The organism is Pimelobacter simplex (assembly GCF_900114845.1).
Taxonomy (GTDB): Bacteria; Actinomycetota; Actinomycetes; order Propionibacteriales; family Nocardioidaceae; genus Nocardioides; species Nocardioides simplex.
In genome coordinates, this window is the sequence record NZ_FOUK01000004.1 from 349,769 (window position 1) to 365,026 (window position 15,258).

Annotated in this window: 15 protein-coding genes; 9 read left to right on the forward strand and 6 right to left on the reverse strand. The window is 71.4% G+C overall.

All coding sequences use genetic code 11. From position 1 onward, the window contains the following. Positions 1-3: 3 nt before the first annotated feature. The 3 genes from BM223_RS18515 to BM223_RS18525 are packed head-to-tail and all read right to left on the reverse strand — an operon-like array spanning position 4 to position 2,623. Positions 4-864: an acyl-CoA thioesterase gene (locus BM223_RS18515; RefSeq protein WP_038675826.1), complete on the reverse strand. Its 861-nt coding sequence runs from the start codon at positions 862-864 to the stop codon at positions 4-6. Then, entirely contained in the window at positions 864-1,679 is an 816-nt protein-coding gene (locus BM223_RS18520) for a DUF1295 domain-containing protein (RefSeq protein WP_038675828.1), read from the reverse strand. Before BM223_RS18520 ends, BM223_RS18515 begins: the two co-directional genes overlap by 1 nt. A gap of 35 nt (positions 1,680-1,714) precedes the next feature. After that, positions 1,715-2,623 carry an SDR family NAD(P)-dependent oxidoreductase gene (locus tag BM223_RS18525; RefSeq protein WP_052138070.1) on the reverse strand — a complete coding sequence of 303 codons (909 nt, stop codon included), beginning with the start codon at positions 2,621-2,623 and terminating at the stop codon, positions 1,715-1,717. 140 nt (positions 2,624-2,763) lie between these two features. Between BM223_RS18525 and BM223_RS18530 the strand changes: the two genes are divergently transcribed. Further along, positions 2,764-3,987 carry an acetyl-CoA acetyltransferase gene (locus BM223_RS18530; RefSeq protein ID WP_038675830.1) on the forward strand — a complete coding sequence of 408 codons (1,224 nt, stop codon included), beginning with the start codon at positions 2,764-2,766 and terminating at the stop codon, positions 3,985-3,987. A gap of 36 nt (positions 3,988-4,023) precedes the next feature. Continuing rightward, the gene (locus BM223_RS18535) at positions 4,024-5,541 is read left to right on the forward strand and encodes a carotenoid oxygenase family protein (protein WP_038675831.1); all 1,518 of its coding nucleotides are present in this window, start codon (positions 4,024-4,026) and stop codon (positions 5,539-5,541) included. Between the two features lie 96 nt (positions 5,542-5,637). On the opposite strand, the gene BM223_RS18540 is transcribed toward BM223_RS18535, so the two are convergent. Both BM223_RS18540 and BM223_RS18545 read right to left on the reverse strand, forming a co-directional pair. Further along, positions 5,638-6,570 carry an NAD(P)H-dependent flavin oxidoreductase gene (locus BM223_RS18540; RefSeq protein WP_038675833.1) on the reverse strand — a complete coding sequence of 311 codons (933 nt, stop codon included), beginning with the start codon at positions 6,568-6,570 and terminating at the stop codon, positions 5,638-5,640. A gap of 17 nt (positions 6,571-6,587) precedes the next feature. Further along, the gene (locus BM223_RS18545) at positions 6,588-7,382 is read right to left on the reverse strand and encodes an enoyl-CoA hydratase-related protein (RefSeq protein ID WP_038675835.1); all 795 of its coding nucleotides are present in this window, start codon (positions 7,380-7,382) and stop codon (positions 6,588-6,590) included. 130 nt (positions 7,383-7,512) lie between these two features. Here BM223_RS18545 and BM223_RS18550 point away from each other — a divergent pair, with 130 nt between their 5' ends. From BM223_RS18550 to BM223_RS18560, 3 genes are read left to right on the forward strand one after another with little or no spacing between them, the layout of a single operon-like run. Continuing rightward, positions 7,513-9,180 (forward strand): class I adenylate-forming enzyme family protein, encoded by a 1,668-nt coding sequence (locus BM223_RS18550; RefSeq protein ID WP_038675836.1) that lies wholly within the window; start codon positions 7,513-7,515, stop codon positions 9,178-9,180. Then, the gene (locus tag BM223_RS18555) at positions 9,180-9,911 is read left to right on the forward strand and encodes a VOC family protein (RefSeq protein ID WP_038675838.1); all 732 of its coding nucleotides are present in this window, start codon (positions 9,180-9,182) and stop codon (positions 9,909-9,911) included. Before BM223_RS18550 ends, BM223_RS18555 begins: the two co-directional genes overlap by 1 nt. Beyond that, on the forward strand, positions 9,908-10,690 hold the full coding sequence (locus tag BM223_RS18560; protein WP_038675840.1) for an enoyl-CoA hydratase/isomerase family protein: 783 nt from the start codon (positions 9,908-9,910) through the stop codon (positions 10,688-10,690). The genes BM223_RS18555 and BM223_RS18560 overlap by 4 nt, the downstream gene beginning before the upstream one ends. Here the strand turns inward: BM223_RS18560 and BM223_RS18565 are convergent. Then, complete coding sequence (locus BM223_RS18565) at positions 10,677-11,612, reverse strand: winged helix-turn-helix transcriptional regulator (RefSeq protein WP_235319085.1); 936 nt, start codon at positions 11,610-11,612, stop codon at positions 10,677-10,679. The two genes, BM223_RS18560 and BM223_RS18565, sit on opposite strands and share 14 nt — an antisense overlap. A gap of 174 nt (positions 11,613-11,786) precedes the next feature. On the opposite strand from BM223_RS18565, the gene BM223_RS18570 reads away from it, so the two are divergent. Genes BM223_RS18570 through BM223_RS18585 form a run of 4 tightly spaced genes read left to right on the forward strand, consistent with a single transcriptional unit; the run spans position 11,787 to position 15,254 of the window. Continuing rightward, on the forward strand, positions 11,787-12,545 hold the full coding sequence (locus tag BM223_RS18570; RefSeq protein WP_052138071.1) for an ABC transporter ATP-binding protein: 759 nt from the start codon (positions 11,787-11,789) through the stop codon (positions 12,543-12,545). Then, positions 12,542-13,258, forward strand: coding sequence for an ABC transporter ATP-binding protein (locus tag BM223_RS18575; RefSeq protein WP_038675842.1), 717 nt, complete (start codon positions 12,542-12,544; stop codon positions 13,256-13,258). Before BM223_RS18570 ends, BM223_RS18575 begins: the two co-directional genes overlap by 4 nt. 11 nt (positions 13,259-13,269) lie before the next feature. Then, positions 13,270-14,169, forward strand: a complete 900-nt coding sequence (locus tag BM223_RS18580; RefSeq protein ID WP_038675843.1) for a branched-chain amino acid ABC transporter permease — start codon at positions 13,270-13,272, stop codon at positions 14,167-14,169. Continuing rightward, positions 14,166-15,254, forward strand: coding sequence for a branched-chain amino acid ABC transporter permease (locus BM223_RS18585; RefSeq protein WP_075018674.1), 1,089 nt, complete (start codon positions 14,166-14,168; stop codon positions 15,252-15,254). The genes BM223_RS18580 and BM223_RS18585 overlap by 4 nt, the downstream gene beginning before the upstream one ends. Positions 15,255-15,258: the final 4 nt, after the last annotated feature.

The window sequence follows — 15,258 nt, forward strand, 5'->3', positions numbered from 1 at the left end:
CGACTACGCCTGACGGCGCAGCAGCGCCTGCTGCGTCACGTGGCAGACCGCCGCGCCGTCGGCGGTGAACGCCGTTGCCTGGACCAGCGCCCGGGAGGCGTGCGCCATCGGCGTCACGTGCTCCCACATCAGCCAGTCGTCGGCGCGGAAGTCGCCCTGGAACCACATCGCGTGGTCGAGCGAGACCGCCCACCAGTCGCGAGCGAAGGTGTTCTCCATGCCGACCGCGAGCCCCTGGGGGGTGACCGCGGTCGACATCAGCATCAGGTCGCTCTGGTAGCCCGCGGCGGCGATGTGGAAGAGCCGGTCGTCGGGCAGCTCGTCGGTGGCGCGCATCCACACGTGGACCGGCGGTGCGGCCGAGTGCGCGGCGTGAGCGGCCGGGTCGACGTCGCCGACCCGGACCTCGACGCTGTCCATGCCGTCCCACATCGCGCTCAGGCCGCCGTCGGCCTCGGCCAGCTCGGCGAACGGCGGCGAGTCGTGGGGGGCCCGGGTCTGCGGGGCCGGACGCTGGTGCGCGATGCCGTCGTCGACGACGCCGCCGGTGACGGTCGAGACGCAGAGCAGCCGGTCGCCCTGCTGCACCTCGACCCGGATCGTGGCCTGCTGGCGCCCCGCCCGCACGACTTCGGCCGCGAGCGTGAGCGGCTCGTCGTGACGTCCGGCCCGCAGGAACGACGTGTACGACGAGTGGATCGTCTTGTCGTCGCCGAGCGCGCGTCCGGCCGCGACGAGCGTCTGCCCGACGAGCTGGCCGCCGAAGAGCTGCGGCAGGCCGAGGTTGTCGGACGCGGTGGTCCACCGCAGCTCCCCGACCTCGGTGAGGTCGAGGAGCCCGGCGAGCTTGGACGTCGTCCGCATCAGCCGGCCCGGACCCGGCGCGGCGGCATCGGGAAGAAGCCGCTGGTGCGCTCGAGGTAGGCGGCGTACGCGTCGCCCTTGCTGCGCAGCATCCGCCGCTCCAGCAGGGCCTTTCCGCTGTAGCGCAGCAGCAGGACGGTCATGATCACCGGCGAGAGCACGGTGACCAGGCCGATCGGGTGGCCGAGCGCGAGCAGCCAGAGTGCCGCCCACACGCAGGAGTCCCCGAAGTAGTTGGGGTGCCGGGTCCACGCCCACAGGCCGCGGTCCATGACCTTGCCCTGGTTGGCGGGGTCCGCCTTGAACCGGGTGAGCTGCCAGTCGCCGATCGACTCGAAGCCGAAGCCGACCACCCAGACCGCGATCGCGAGCGCGCCGAGCACGCCGAGCGCGGCGTCCTCGTACATCGCGACCTGCACGGGGAGCGAGACCAACCACATCAGGACGCCCTGCAGGCCGTAGATCTTGCGCACGAGGAACACCACGAGGTTGCCCTCCTGGTGGCGCATCAGCGCGGTGTAGCGGGGGTCCTCGCCGTGGCCGAGGTTGCGCTTGCCGATGTAGAAGCCGAGGCGCAGGCCCCAGATCGCCGTCAGCAGCAGGACGACGAGACGCCGGGTGTCGTCGCCGTCCGAGCCGGACGAGACCAGGTAGCTGACCGCCGCGACGACGACGAAGCCCGGCCCCCAGACGATGTCGATGATCGACTGGTTCTTGATCAGGCACGCGACCGCCATGACGATCGCCATGACGGCGACGACGGCGCCCGCGCTGACGGCGAGGTTGAGGGCGAGATCGCCCCAGGGGTAGGACATGTGGGGTTTCCTTCGGTGGAGTGGGGGATCCGCGCTCAGACGAGGTCGGCGGCGAAGTCCTGGAAGGCGGCCTGCGCCTCGGGGAACGTGCGCCGCTCGCCGGCCCGGCTGCGGTCGACGAGGGCGACGAGCTCCTCGGGGGCGATCTCGGTGCCGGGGAAGCGCACGGTCGCGCCCTCGGCGGTCTCGCCGATCCGGATGCCGTCGGCCGCCGCGACGATGGTGGTGCCGTTGAGCGCGCACCGCGGGTCGACGAGGGCGGTCGCGACGGGGGCGACCTTCTCGGACGTGAGCAGGTCGGCATAGCGCCCGTCCATGTTGGTCTCCGTCATCTGCGTGGTCGCGTAGGGGAGCAGGACGTTGGTGTGGACGCCCTTCGGGGCGCCCTCGGCGGCTGCGGTCTTGGCGAGCGCGATCACCGCGCCCTTGCTCGCGGCGTACGCCGACACGGTGGTCTCGCCGTGGAGCCCGGCCGTCGAGGCGACCATGAGGATCCGGCCGCGCCCGGCCTCGCGCATGACCCGCGCGGCCTCGGAGGTCACGAGCACGGTGCCGAGCACGTTGACGTCGAGAACCTGCCGGAAGTTCTCCGGGGTGGTCTTGTGGAACATCTGCGGGTTGCTGATGCCGGCGCTGGTGATCACGCTGTCGAGGCGGCCCCAGGTGTCGAGCGCGAGGGCGACCATGGAGCGGGCGGAGTCGGGGTCCTCGACCGCGCCGTGGTGCGCGATCGCCGTCCCGCCGGCAGCGGTGATCTCGGCGACCACGTGGTCGGCCGGGCCACGACCGTCGGCGTCGACCTGGCGGTTGCGGTTGTTGACGACCACGCGGGCGCCGCGGCGGGCGAGGTCGAGCGCGAAGGCGCGGCCCAGGCCCTTCCCGCCGCCGGTCACGATGGCGACCTGGTCGGCCCAGACGTCCTCGGGCTGCGTCGATCCGTTCACGTTCGGGTGTCCTCTCGGGGGCGATTCACGGCGATGTCGTGCGGTTCGGGGACGCTTCTTCCCTAGAACCTCTGTTAGTTGTAGTGTGAACGGGACGCTGTGGCAAGCGCCCTGCGCAAAGACGTGAGGAGATGAGGCGGATGAGCCTGCGGACGACGGACGTGTGGGTGCTGGGCGGCTACCAGTCGGACTTCGCACGCAACCTGCACCGCGAGGGCAAGGACTTCGCCGACCTGGCCTCCGAGGTCGTCGACGCGACCCTCGCGGCCGCCGGCGTCGACGCCGAGCAGATCGGCGTCATCCACGTCGGCAACGCGTTCGGGCAGCTCTTCACGCACCAGGGACACCTCGGCGCGATGCCCGCCACCGTCCACCCCGGCCTCTGGGGCGTCCCCGCCGCGCGGCACGAGGCGGCTTGCGCGTCCGGCAGCATCGCCGTCCTCGGGGCGATGGCGGACCTGCGGGCCGGCAACTACGACGTCGCGCTCGTGCTCGGTCTCGAGCTCGAGAAGACCGTCGGCGGCGACGAGGCCGCGCGCCACCTCGGCGCGGCCGCGTGGACCGGGCACGAGGGCGAGGACGCCTCGTTCATGTGGCCCTACATGTTCGACAAGGTCATCGACGAGTACGACGCCCGCTACGGCATCGACCAGGCCCACCTCTCGCGCATCGCCGAGATCAACTTCGCCAACGCGCGCCGCAACCCCAACGCCCAGACCCGCGGCTGGGACGTCCCCGACCTCGGCCCGGCCGGCGACCCGGCCGACAACCCGTCGGTCGAGGGCCGCGTGCGCCGCTTCGACTGCAGCCAGATCACCGACGGCGGCGCGGGCGTCGTCCTGGTGTCGGACGCGTTCCTGGCCCGCAACCCGGGCCTGCGCCCGATCGCCCGGATCGCCGGCTGGGGGCACACCACCGTCGGCCTCGACATCCAGCAGAAGCTCACGCGGGCGGAGGGTCAGCCGTACGTCATGCCGCACCTGCGCCAGGCCGTGCTGTCGGCCTTCGACCGCGCGCAGGTCCGCCTCGACGACGTCGACGCGCTCGAGACCCACGACTGCTTCACGCCCAGCGAGTACATCGCGATCGACCACATCGGCCTCACCGAGCCGGGCGAGTCCTGGAAGGCGGTCGAGAACGGCGACATCGAGCTCGGCGGCCGGTTCCCGATCAACCCCAGCGGCGGGCTCATCGGCGGCGGGCACCCGGTCGGGGCGTCCGGCGTGCGGATGCTGCTCGACGCGGGCAAGCAGGTCAGCGGGACCGCCGGCGACTACCAGGTCGACGGCGCCGACACCGTGGCCACGCTCAACTTCGGCGGCTCGACCGCCACCACCGTCAGCCTCGTCGTCACGGCGAGCTGACCCCCTAGACACTCCCCCGACGAGAGGAAGCACACTGTGGATGTCGAGCTGATCGGCCGGGTCCTGTCGACGTTGCCCGAGGACGACGACCACCCCTACCGGACCGGTCCCTGGCGGCCGCAGACCGACGAGTGGAGCACCGACGACCTCGAGGTCGTCGAGGGCCAGATCCCCACCGACCTCGACGGGCTCTACCTGCGCAACACCGAGAACCCGGTGCACCCGGCGAAGAAGTTCTACCACCCGTTCGACGGCGACGGGATGGTCCACGTCGTCGGCTTCCGCGACGGCAAGGCGTTCTACCGCAACCGGTTCATCCGCACTGACGGGCTGCAGGCCGAGATCGACTCGGGACGCGCCCTGTGGGCGGGGATCTCGGAGTCGCCGTCCCTCAGCGAGCGCACCGACGGCTGGGGCGCGCGGCAGCGGATGAAGGACGCATCGAGCACGGACGTCGTCGTCCACCGGGGGGTCGCGCTGACGAGCTTCTACCAGTGCGGCGACCTCTACCGGATGGACCCGTTCTCGCTGCAGACGCTCGGCAAGGAGAGCTGGAACGGGCACTTCCCGTTCGACTGGGGCGTCTCCGCGCACCCGAAGGTCGACGAGCGCACCGGCGAGATGCTGTTCTTCAACTACAGCAAGGAGGCGCCGCACATGAAGTACGGCGTCGTCGACGAGAACAACGACCTCGTCCACTACGTCGACGTCCCGCTGCCGGGACCGCGGCTCCCGCACGACATGGCGTTCACCGAGAACTACGCGATCCTCAACGACTTCCCCCTGTTCTGGGACGAGAACCTGCTCCAGAAGGGCGTCCACGCGCCCCGCTTCCACCGCGACCTGCCCTCGCGCCTCGGCGTCATCCCGCGGCGCGGCGACACCTCGCAGATCCGCTGGTTCGAGGCGGAGTCGACGTACGTGCTGCACTTCGTGAACGCCTACGAGGACGGCGACGAGATCGTCCTCGACGGCTTCTTCCAGGGCGAGCCCGAGCCGAAGGACATCCCCGAGGGCGACCGCTGGGAGCGCGCCTTCCGCTTCCTCGCCCTCGACCGCCTCCAGGCCCGCCTGCACCGCTGGCGCCTCAACCTGCGCACCGGGCTGGTGAAGGAGGAGCAGCTCAGCGACACCATCACCGAGTTCGGGATGATGAACGGCGCGCACATCGGCCAGGAGTACCGCTACGCCTACGCCGCGACCGGCAAGCCCGGCTGGTTCCTCTTCGACGGCCTCGTCCGGCACGACCTCAAGGACGGGACCGAGGAGCGGTACGGCTTCGGCGACGGCGTCTACGGCAGCGAGACCGCCATGGCCCCGCGGGTCGGCTCGACCGCCGAGGACGACGGCTACCTCGTCACCCTCACCACCGACATGAACCAGGACGCCTCCTTCTGCCTGGTCTTCGACGCCGCCCGCGTCGCGGACGGGCCGGTGTGCAAGCTGAAGCTCCCCCAGCGGATCTCCAGCGGCACCCACTCCACCTGGGCCGCCGGCGACGAGCTCCGCCGCTGGCGGACCACCGACACCGCCGCCGAGGCCGTCGGACTCTGACCCCCTCCCGCCGAAGTGCGTGGGTTGCGGGTCCGAAGTCGGCCGCAACCCCCTTACTTCGGACCCGCAACCGGCGTACTTCGGCGGGGGGGAGCGTCAGGCCGAGGTCAGCCGGGCGAGGCGGCCGGCGGCGGCGTCGTACTCCTTGGCCAGGCGGTCGACGACGTCGGCGACGGGCTCGACGGCGCGGATGGTCTGCAGGCCCTGGCCGGCGGCCCAGAGGTCCTTCCATCGGGTGGCGTTCCCGGACGACGAGTCGTAGTCCCGCGCGGTGGGCTTGACCAGGGTGTCCGGGTCGATGCCGTTGGCGAGCAGGCTCGGCCGCAGCCAGGACGCCGGCGTCCCGGTGATGCCGTCGGTGACGATCAGGTCGTCGGGGCCGTGCTCGACGACCATCTGCTTGTAGGCGTCGGGGGCGAGGCTCTCGCTGGTGGCGAGGAAGCGGGTGCCCATGTAGACGAGGTTCGCTCCGGCGGCGACCGCGCCGGCGATGCCGGCGCCGTCGGTGATCCCGCCGCCGACCGTGACGAGGCCGTCGAAGAAGTCGCGCACCGCCGAGATGAAGGCGAAGGGCGACATCATCCCGGTGTGGCCCCCCGCGCCGGCGGAGACGCAGGCGAGACCGTCGGCTCCCGCGGCGACGGCCTTGCGCGCGAGGTTGATGTTGACGACGTCGGCGATCACGGTGCCGCCGTACTCCTTGACCGTCTCGATCGCGGGGATCGGGGAGCCGAGGGCGGTGATGACCAGCGACGGCTGGTACTCCGCGACGAGGCGGAGGTCGTCGGCCAGGCGGGTGTTGGTCCGGTGGGTGACGAGGTTGAGGGCCCAGGGGGCGCTGTCGGTGCCGGCGAGCTGGTCGGTGATCGTGCCCATCCAGGTGTCGAGGTCCTCGACGGTGCGGCAGTTGGGGCTCGGGAACGAGCCGATCACCCCCGAGCGGCAGGCGGCGACGACGAGGTCGGGCCCGGAGATCAGGAACATCGGCGCCGCGACGACGGGCAGCCGGAGGTGGTCGAACGTGGTCATGGTGGTGGTGCCTCGTCTCAGTGGGTGGGGTCGATCCGCAGGCCGGGGAAGGCCGGGGGACGTCGTTCGAGCAGGCTGTCGAGGCCCTCGCGGAACTCCGCCGACCCGAGGACGGCGTCGAGCGTGGCGTCCACGCGCGTCACCGCCTCCTCGATCCGCGGCAGCCAGGGCGCCAGCAGCGCCTGCTTCATGGTCATCAGGGACGTCGGCGCGCACGTCGCCGCGATCCGCTCGGCCAGCTCGGTCGCCTGCGCCAGGGGGTTCTCGCTGACCGACGTCACGACGCCGAGCCGGAGCGCCTCGTCACCGCTGAAGGTGCGGGCGGTGAGCAGCAGCTCGGCGGCCGCCGCATCGCCGGCAACGCGGGTGAGCAGGGGGACCATCCCGTGCATAGGGGGAAGGGCGCGCTTGGCGAACGCCGTGGTGAAGCGGGTGTCGGGGGCGGCGATCCGCAGGTCGCACAGCAGCGCCTGGGCCAGGCCGACGCCCGCGCACATGCCGCTGATCGCGGCGATCATCGGCTTCGGCACGAGCGCGGGGTACCACTCGGGCTGCTCGATGAGCGCCATCGCGGGGTTCGTCGTCCCGGTCTCGGAGTAGCGGCTGAGCGCCTCGGTGTCGGCGCCCGGGCAGAAGGTGTCGCCGGCGCCGGTCACCACGATCACCCGCACGTCCGGGTCGGCGGCGAGCTCCTCCAGCGCGGTGAAGTACGCCGCCTGCATCCCGACGGTCCAGGCGTTGTGCCGCTCGGGCCGGTTGAGGGTCACCCGGGCGACGCCCGCCTGGGTGGGTGCGACGAGGACGTCGGTCATCTGGCTCTCCGATCTGGTGCTGTCGAAAACGTACCTAAATGACTCGGATGAGCGCCAGAGCCTCGCACAGACAAGATTTCTGTCACTTTCGATCTAGTAGTTCCGCGCTGTCGATCGTAGACTGCGACGCGTGGAGCTCTACGACGAGGACCGACGTGCCGCGTTCGTCGCCGACGGCTGGTGGACCGGCATCACCTGGAGCGGGCTGGTCGAGCGCTGGGCGCGCGAGCGGCCCGAGCGCCCGTCCCTGGCCGACGCGGTCAACCGCGAGAGCTTCCTGAGCGGCGCCCCGCGCGAGCTGACCTGGGCTCAGGTCGACGACGAGGTGCGCGCGATCGCCGCCACCCTCCACGCCCGAGGCGTACGACGCGGCAGCGTGGTCGCCGTGCAGCTCCCCAACTGCGTCGAGCTCCCCCTCGTCATGGTCGCGATCGCCCGCCTGGGTGCGGTGGTCTCGCCGTTCCCCGTGCAGTACCGCCGCCACGAGCTCGAGCGGATGTGCACGCTCGCCGGTGCCGAGGTCTTCGTCACCGCCGAGCAGGCCGTCGGCCGTCCGCTCGCCGCCGAGGCTCGCGAGCTGGTCCCGACGGTCGTCACCATCGACGACATCGCTCCCACCGCGCCCCAGCAGGACCAGGCGGATGCCTACGCCGCGAGCCTCGACCTCACCTCCGCCGACCTGGTCACCATCGTGTGGACCTCCGGCACCGAGGGCCTGCCCAAGGGCGTCCCGCGCGGGTACGGCGACTGGGAGGTCCTCGGCACCGCGACCTCGCAGTCCCCCCGCCTCACCGGTGACGACGTCCTGCTCAACCCGTTCCCCATGGTCAACGGCGGCGGCCTGGCCGGGATGTTCCTGCCCTGGCTGCTCCACGGCACCTTCCTCGTCCAGCACCACCCGTTCGACATCGAGACGTTCTGCGCGCAGGTCGAGCGACACGGCGTCACCTACACGTGCGCCCCGCCGCCGGTCCTCAACGCGCTCGTCTCCGACGGCGCCCCGGACCGCGACCTCTCCAGCCTGCGCGCGGTCTCGTCCGGCTCGGCCCCCCTGTCGGGCTGGATGATCGACGCCTGGGAGCGCGGCCGCGGGGTCGAGGTACTCAACCTGTTCGGCTCCAACGAGGGCGGCATGCTCTTCGCCGAGCCCGAGACGGTGCCCGACCCGGCCCAGCGCGGGCGCCTCTTCCCGCGTTACGGAGTGCCCGGCATGCCCTACCGGACGGCGGTCGCCGCCGCCATGCGCAGCCGCCTGGTCGACCTGACCACCGGCGAGGAGGTCACCGAGCCCGGCCAGGCCGGCGAGCTGCGGCTGCAGGGTCCCGCGATCTTCTCGGGCTACCTCGGCCGCGGCCGCGAGGGCTTCGACGACGACGGCTGGTTCTGCACCGGCGACGTCTTCGAGATCAGCGCCGAGAACGCCGACCTGCTCGTGCACGTCGACCGGGCCAAGGACCTGGTGATCCGCGGCGGCTTCAAGATCTCCGCCGCCGAGATCGAGAACCTCCTCGTCGCCGATCCCCGGGTCGCGGAGGTCGCTGCGGTCGGCATGCCCGACCCCGACCTCGGCGAGCGCCTGTGCGTGTACGTCGTCCCCGCCGATCCCGCGGCCCCGCCACCCACCCTCGACGACATGATCGCCGTCGTGCGCGCCGCGGACGTCGCGAAGTTCAAGTGGCCCGAGCGCCTCGAGATCGTCGACGCCCTGCCCCGCAACGCGATCGGCAAGGTCCTCAAGCGCGAGCTGCGCACCCGGTTGCAGCCCACCCCCACCCCGCCGGAACGGAGCACCGTCTGATGTCCCACCCCCGCCTGCGGCAGGTCGTCCTGATCACCGCCGATCTCGACTCCGCCCTCACCCGGGCCCGCGACGTGCTCGGCTTCGGGACCGGCGTCCGGGACGAGGCCGAGATGGCGAAGCTCGGCTTCGAGCACGAGGTGCTGACCCTCGCCGACACGTTCGTCGAGATCGTCGCGCCCCTCGACCCGGAGTCGTCGTTCGGCCAGCTCGTGCGGCGCAACGGCGACGGCGGCTACATGGCCGTCGTCCAGGTGCCCGACCTGCAGGGCGTCGTCGACACGGCGGCCGCGATCGGGGTCACGCCGGTGATCCACCAGGACTACGAGGGTCACCGGATCAGCCAGTGGCACCCCAAGCACCTCGGAACGCTGGCCGAGCTCGACCAGATCGAGCCCGCCGAGACCTGGCACTTCGCTCCCGCGGTCTTCGAGAACAAGGCGCAGGGTCCGGGCGGCGACATCGTCGCGTGCACCATCGCGACCCCGGATCCCCAGCAGGTGGCGGGGAATTGGGCGACCATGCTCGGCCTCGACGTAGGGGAGGCAGACATCGTCCTGCGCCTGCCCGGCGAGGAGATCCGCTTCGTGGCATCGGGGGACGGCCCCCGCGGCCTGGTCGCCGTCGACCTGGTCGCCCTCGACCCGGCCCGCGCCGGCGAGGTCATCGAGCTGTGCGGCGTCCGCTTCACCCTCGTCCCGGCGCCGACCCGGCAGGGGGAGGACGCATGAGCGAGCACGTCCACTACGACGTCGACGAGGGCGTCGCGACGATCACCATCGACCGCCCGGAGAAGCGCAACGCGCTCTCCTACGCGATGTACGACGCGATCCGCGACGGCGTCGCCCGAGCGGAGGCCGACCCGGAGGTGCGCGCGATCGTGCTGACCGGCGTACCTGGGCAGTTCTCGGCCGGCACCGACCTGAGCCAGCTCGAGAAGGTCGAGACCGAGACCCGCCCCGAGGACCGTGGCGAGCACTCCGACGGCCGGCACTGGTTCCTGTGGTCGTGCACCAAGCCGGTGATCGCCGCCGTGGACGGCCCGTGCGCGGGCGTCGCGGTGGAGTTCGCGACCCAGGCCGACTTCCGGATCGCCTCGACCCGGGCGCGGTTCTCGTGGATCTTCGTGCAGCGCGGCCTGATCCCCGACCAGGGCGTCGGCACCTGGGTGCTGCCGCAGCTCATCGGCGCGCAGTGGGCGAAGCGGCTGATCTTCTCCGGCGAGTTCGTCGACGCCGCGCAGGCCCGCGACATCGGCTTCGTGATGGACGTCGTCGAGCCCGAGCAGCTGCCGCAGGCGGCGCGTGAGCTCGCGCTGGCGGTGTCGTCCGGCTCGCCGTTCGCACTGCGCCGCGCGAAGGCGCTGATCAACGACGGCGCCTCGCGCACCCGCGACGAGCACCTGCAGGCGCACGTCGTCGCGCTCACCGAGTGCGAGCAGTCCGAGGACCACCGCGAGGGCGTCGCCGCCTTCTTCGAGCGACGGCCCGCGCGGTTCACAGGTCGCTGATCGCGCCCTCGAAGCGGATCTGGTCCCGCTCGATCACGCCGTTGCAGGCGTTGCAGGTGTACTGCGGGACCAGCTCCGCACCGCACGTCGTGTGGGTCAGCGACAGCCCGGACCGGCCGTCGGACGCGACCCACTGCTGAGCCCAGTGGTTGATGGTGGTGGTGACCTCCCAGAAGTCCAGCGCCTTGGGGGTCAGCCGGTACTCGGTGCGCTTGCTGCCCTCGATCGCGTCCTGCGACATCAGGCCGCCCTCGACGAACAGGTTGAGCCGCTGGGTCAGCGTGACCGGCGAGATCTGCAGCTTGGTCTGGAAGTCGTTGAACCGGCGCGACCCGGTGAACGCGTCGGAGAGCAGGAAGGTCGACCAGCGGTCGCCCAGCACGCCGGTGGCGTCGATCGGCGTCGTCATCGACGGCGAGCGCCGCGACCGCTTCTGGTGGGTGTCGACGTGCAGCCGCTCGTCGACCTGGCCGGCGGTGTCGCGGATGCCGACGCCGATCGCGCCGCACACCGCGCAGCCGAAGACCGGCCGGGTGAGGTGACCGCAGGGCAGGTGCCGCAGGTGCATGTGCGCGTCGCGGTGCTGGTGCCCCGCCCAGCGCCGGTCCCAGACCCACAGCGCGACCAGGATCGGCCACAGCGCGCGCCCCGACTCGGTGAGCAGGTACTCCTTGCGCGGCGGGTTCTGCTGGTACTCCTCGGTGTAGAGGATGTCGTGCTCGATGAGGACGGTGAGCCGGCGCGAGAGCACCGGGTCGGAGATCGCGAGCGACGTGCGGATGTCCTGGAAGCGCCGGCGCCCGGAGAACACGAGCATCACGATGCGCAGCGTCCACATGTCGCCGAGCAGTGCGAGCGCCGTGCCGAGAGGGGACACCTCGGGTGCGTCGTCGACGTCGCGTTCGCTCTCGCTTGGTGTCACGGGGAGTGACGCTACATCGTTAGTGAAAGTTACAGAAGATGCGTCATCACTTCTATTGACGGAGTGACTCCTGCGCCGCCATAGTGTCTCCATCCCTGGCGACAGGTGATCGGGGTCACAGCCTTCTCGGGCCCGAGGAAAGCACGAAAGATTCGGCTAGGAAAGGTACATCTGATGCTGAGGGTGGAAGGCGTGGTGCTCCGCTTCGGAGGACTCACCGCACTCGACGAGGTCACCTTCTCGGTCGGGGACAACGAGATCTGCGGCCTGATCGGGCCCAACGGAGCGGGCAAGACCTCCCTGTTCAACTGCGTGACCCGCGTGTACCAGCCCAGCGCCGGCACCATCACGTACGACGACCGCGACCTGCTGGCCCTGCGCCGGCACCAGGTGGTCCGTGCCGGCGTGGCGCGGACCTTCCAGAACCTGGCGCTGTGGCCCTCGCGCACCGTCCTCGAGAACGTCGTCGTCGGCGCCCACGCCCGCTCCGTGCCCCACCTGCTGCCCTCGCTCGTCGGCTGGCCGGGCGCGCTGCGGCGCACCCGGGCGATCGAGGGCGAGGCCTGGGCGCTGCTCGAGCGCTTCGACCTGGTCGACGTCGCGCACCACCCGGCGCGGGGCCTGCCCTTCGGGACGCTCAAGCGCGTCGAGCTGGCCCGGGCGCTGCTCAGCCGGCCGCGGCTGCTGCTCCTCGACGAGCCGGCCGGTGGCCTGACCCATGCCGAGGTCGCCGAGCTCGGCGGGCTGATCCGCGAGCTGCGCGACGAGCTCGGGTTCAGCGCCCTGCTGGTCGAGCACCACATGGGCCTGGTGATGGGCGTCTCCGACCACGTCGTCGCGATGGACCACGGCGCGACGATCGCCGACGGCTCCCCGACCGACGTCCAGCGCGACCCGGCCGTGATCGCCGCCTACCTCGGGAGGGCCGCATGAGCGCCGTCCTGGAGGCCCGCGACCTGGTCGCCGGGTACGGCGGCCTCACGGTCCTGCGCGAGGTGTCGGTCAGCGTCGACCCGAGCGAGGTCGTCGTCGTCCTCGGCGCCAACGGCGCGGGCAAGTCGACGCTGCTGAGCGCCCTGTCGGGCCAGCTGCCCCTCACCGGCGGTCAGCTGCTCGTCGACGGCACGCCGGTGCGCAACGCCCGTCCCGACGTCATGCTCGCCAAGGGCGTCAGCCTCGTGCCGCAGGGCCGCGGCACGCTCACCGGCCTGTCGGTGATGGACAACCTGCGGCTCGGCGCGGTCACCCGCAAGGACAAGGCCGAGGTCGGCACCGACATCGACCGCTGGTTCACCGTCTTCCCGCGGCTCGCCGAGCGCCGCGACCAGGTCGCCGGCACGCTGTCCGGAGGCGAGCAGCAGATGCTCGCCGTGGCCCGGGCCATGATGAGCCGGCCCCGCCTGCTGCTGTGCGACGAGATCAGCCTCGGCCTCGCGCCCGTCGTGGTGCAGGAGCTCTTCGTGACGCTCGCCGAGGTCAACCGCGAACTCGGCACCGCCCTGCTCCTCGTCGAGCAGAACGCCGAGCTGGCGCTCGAGATCGCCTCCCGCGTCTACCTCCTCGAGGTCGGCGAGGTCGGCGCGAGCGGCTCCGCGGAGTCGTTCCGCGACGACAACAGCATCCGTGCCGCGTACCTGGGCTACTGAGGAGGGAACCCATGGACATCTTCTTGTCGCGACTGTTCGCGGGCACCACGTCGGGCGCGGTCTACGTGCTGATCGCGCTGTGCCTGGTGATGGTCTTCCGCAGCTCGTCCACGATCAACTTCGCCCAGGGCGAGTTCGCGCTCTTCACGTCGTACGTCACCTGGTGGCTGGCGGGCAAGGGCGTCAACATCTGGCTGGCCGTCGTCCCGGCCATCCTGATCGGCTTCCTGATGGGCGCGCTGGCCGAGCGCTGGCTGGTCCGTCCGGTGCGCAAGCGGGACGAGACGGCCGTGCTCATCGTCGGTCTGGCCCTGTTCACCGGGCTCAACGGCCTCAGCGGCTGGATCTGGGGGTCGGACGAGAAGCCGTTCCCGCGGATGCTGCCGACCGGTGAGGACACCTACATCGACATCGCCGGTGCCCGGCTGCACTACGACACGATCCTCATCGTCGCCATCATGGCCGCGGTCGTCGCCGGGCTCACGCTGTTCTTCAACAAGACGAGCATCGGCCTGCAGATGCGGGCGGTCGCCACGAACCCCGACTCCGCGGCCCTGTGCGGCGTCCGCGTCGGACGGGTGCTCACGCTCTCGTGGGGGATGTCGGCCGCCGTCGGCGCGCTGGCCGGACCGCTGCTCGTCCCCCTCGTGCCGCCCGGGCAGCTCGGCCTCTCGTCGATGTTCCCGGTCCTGATCTTCGCCACCGCCGCGGCCCTCCTGGGCGGGCTCGACAGCATCAAGGGCGCCGTCGTCGGCGGCCTGGCGCTGGGCATCGGGCTCGCCATGGTCAACGGCTACGTCACCTTCCTCGGCGGCTCGATGTCGCTGACCTCGGCCCTCGTCGTCATCGTCGCCGTCCTGCTGGTGAAGCCCACCGGCCTGTTCGGCGCCCGTCGTCTGGAGCGGGTATGAAACTCCCTGTCATCGTCGAGCGCGGCACCACGCCGTACCGCGCGATCCTCGCCGCCGTCGTGGCGGCCGGCGTCCTCGCCGCCCTGTGGGGCAGCGGCCTCGAGCCCTTCGAGCAGGGCCAGGTCACCCGGTTCATGATCTACGCGGTCGCGATCGCGGGGCTCAACGTCGCCACCGGGTACGTCGGGCTGCTCTCGGTCGGGCACTCGGCCTTCCTCGGCATGGGCGCGTTCACGACCGGCATCCTGGTCGTGCACCAGGGCTGGGAGCCGTGGGCGACCATCCCCGCCGCGTTCGGCGTCTGCCTCGTCGCCGGCCTGCTCGTCGGCCTGCCCGCGCTGCGCATCAAGGGGCTCTACCTCGCGATGGTGACACTGGCCTTCGCGGTCGCCTTCCCCGAGCTGGTCGCCCGCTTCGACGGGCTGACCGGCGGGTCCAGCGGCATGAACATCCCGCGGCTGTCGATGCGGCCGCCGGAGTGGTCGGGCTTCACGCTCGGCGAGAAGGACCAGTGGCTCTACTGGCTCGGCGTCGTCGTGCTCGCGCTCACCCTCTACGTGACCCACTGCCTGACCCGCAGCCGCTACGGGCTGGCGATGGCGGCGGTCCGTGAGAACGAGATCGCGGCGTCGTCGTCCGGGATCAACATCGCGGTCGTCAAGACGCTGATGTTCGGCCTCTCGGGCGGCATCACCGGCGCCGCGGGTGCACTCTTCGCGATCTACATGGGCACGCTGTTCGCCGAGGGGTCCTTCACCCTGATGGCCGGCATCACCCTGCTCATCGGCCTCGTCATCGGCGGCGAGCGCACGATCTTCGGGCCGATCATCGGTGCCGCGTGCGTCGTCTACATCCCGTACTACACGTCGTCGATCGGGCAGGGCCAGGGCTCCGCGGTTCTCTTCGCGGTGATCCTGCTGCTCGTCATCTTCCTCGCCCCCTCGGGCATCGCCGGCGCCCTCGGGTCGCTGGTCAACCGATTCGTCGTGGTGCGCGCGGCTCGGCCGCGCACCGCGCCGCCGTCCCGAACCGGGCCGGCCGTCTCCTCCGCAGAACCCGAGCGCGGACCCGTCCTCGCTCCGTGAACAC

Bases quoted from the DNA above. Each gene is read 5' to 3' on its own strand.
- BM223_RS18515 (WP_038675826.1), bottom strand. From the start codon at position 864: ATGCGGACGACGTCCAAGCTCGCCGGGCTCCTCGACCTCACCGAGGTC.
- BM223_RS18520 (WP_038675828.1), bottom strand. From the start codon at position 1,679: ATGTCCTACCCCTGGGGCGATCTCGCCCTCAACCTCGCCGTCAGCGCG.
- BM223_RS18530 (WP_038675830.1), top strand. From the start codon at position 2,764: ATGAGCCTGCGGACGACGGACGTGTGGGTGCTGGGCGGCTACCAGTCG.
- BM223_RS18540 (WP_038675833.1), bottom strand. From the start codon at position 6,570: ATGACCACGTTCGACCACCTCCGGCTGCCCGTCGTCGCGGCGCCGATG.
- BM223_RS18545 (WP_038675835.1), bottom strand. From the start codon at position 7,382: ATGACCGACGTCCTCGTCGCACCCACCCAGGCGGGCGTCGCCCGGGTG.
- BM223_RS18555 (WP_038675838.1), top strand. From the start codon at position 9,180: ATGTCCCACCCCCGCCTGCGGCAGGTCGTCCTGATCACCGCCGATCTC.
- BM223_RS18560 (WP_038675840.1), top strand. From the start codon at position 9,908: ATGAGCGAGCACGTCCACTACGACGTCGACGAGGGCGTCGCGACGATC.
- BM223_RS18570 (WP_052138071.1), top strand. From the start codon at position 11,787: ATGCTGAGGGTGGAAGGCGTGGTGCTCCGCTTCGGAGGACTCACCGCA.
- BM223_RS18575 (WP_038675842.1), top strand. From the start codon at position 12,542: ATGAGCGCCGTCCTGGAGGCCCGCGACCTGGTCGCCGGGTACGGCGGC.
- BM223_RS18580 (WP_038675843.1), top strand. From the start codon at position 13,270: ATGGACATCTTCTTGTCGCGACTGTTCGCGGGCACCACGTCGGGCGCG.
- BM223_RS18585 (WP_075018674.1), top strand. From the start codon at position 14,166: ATGAAACTCCCTGTCATCGTCGAGCGCGGCACCACGCCGTACCGCGCG.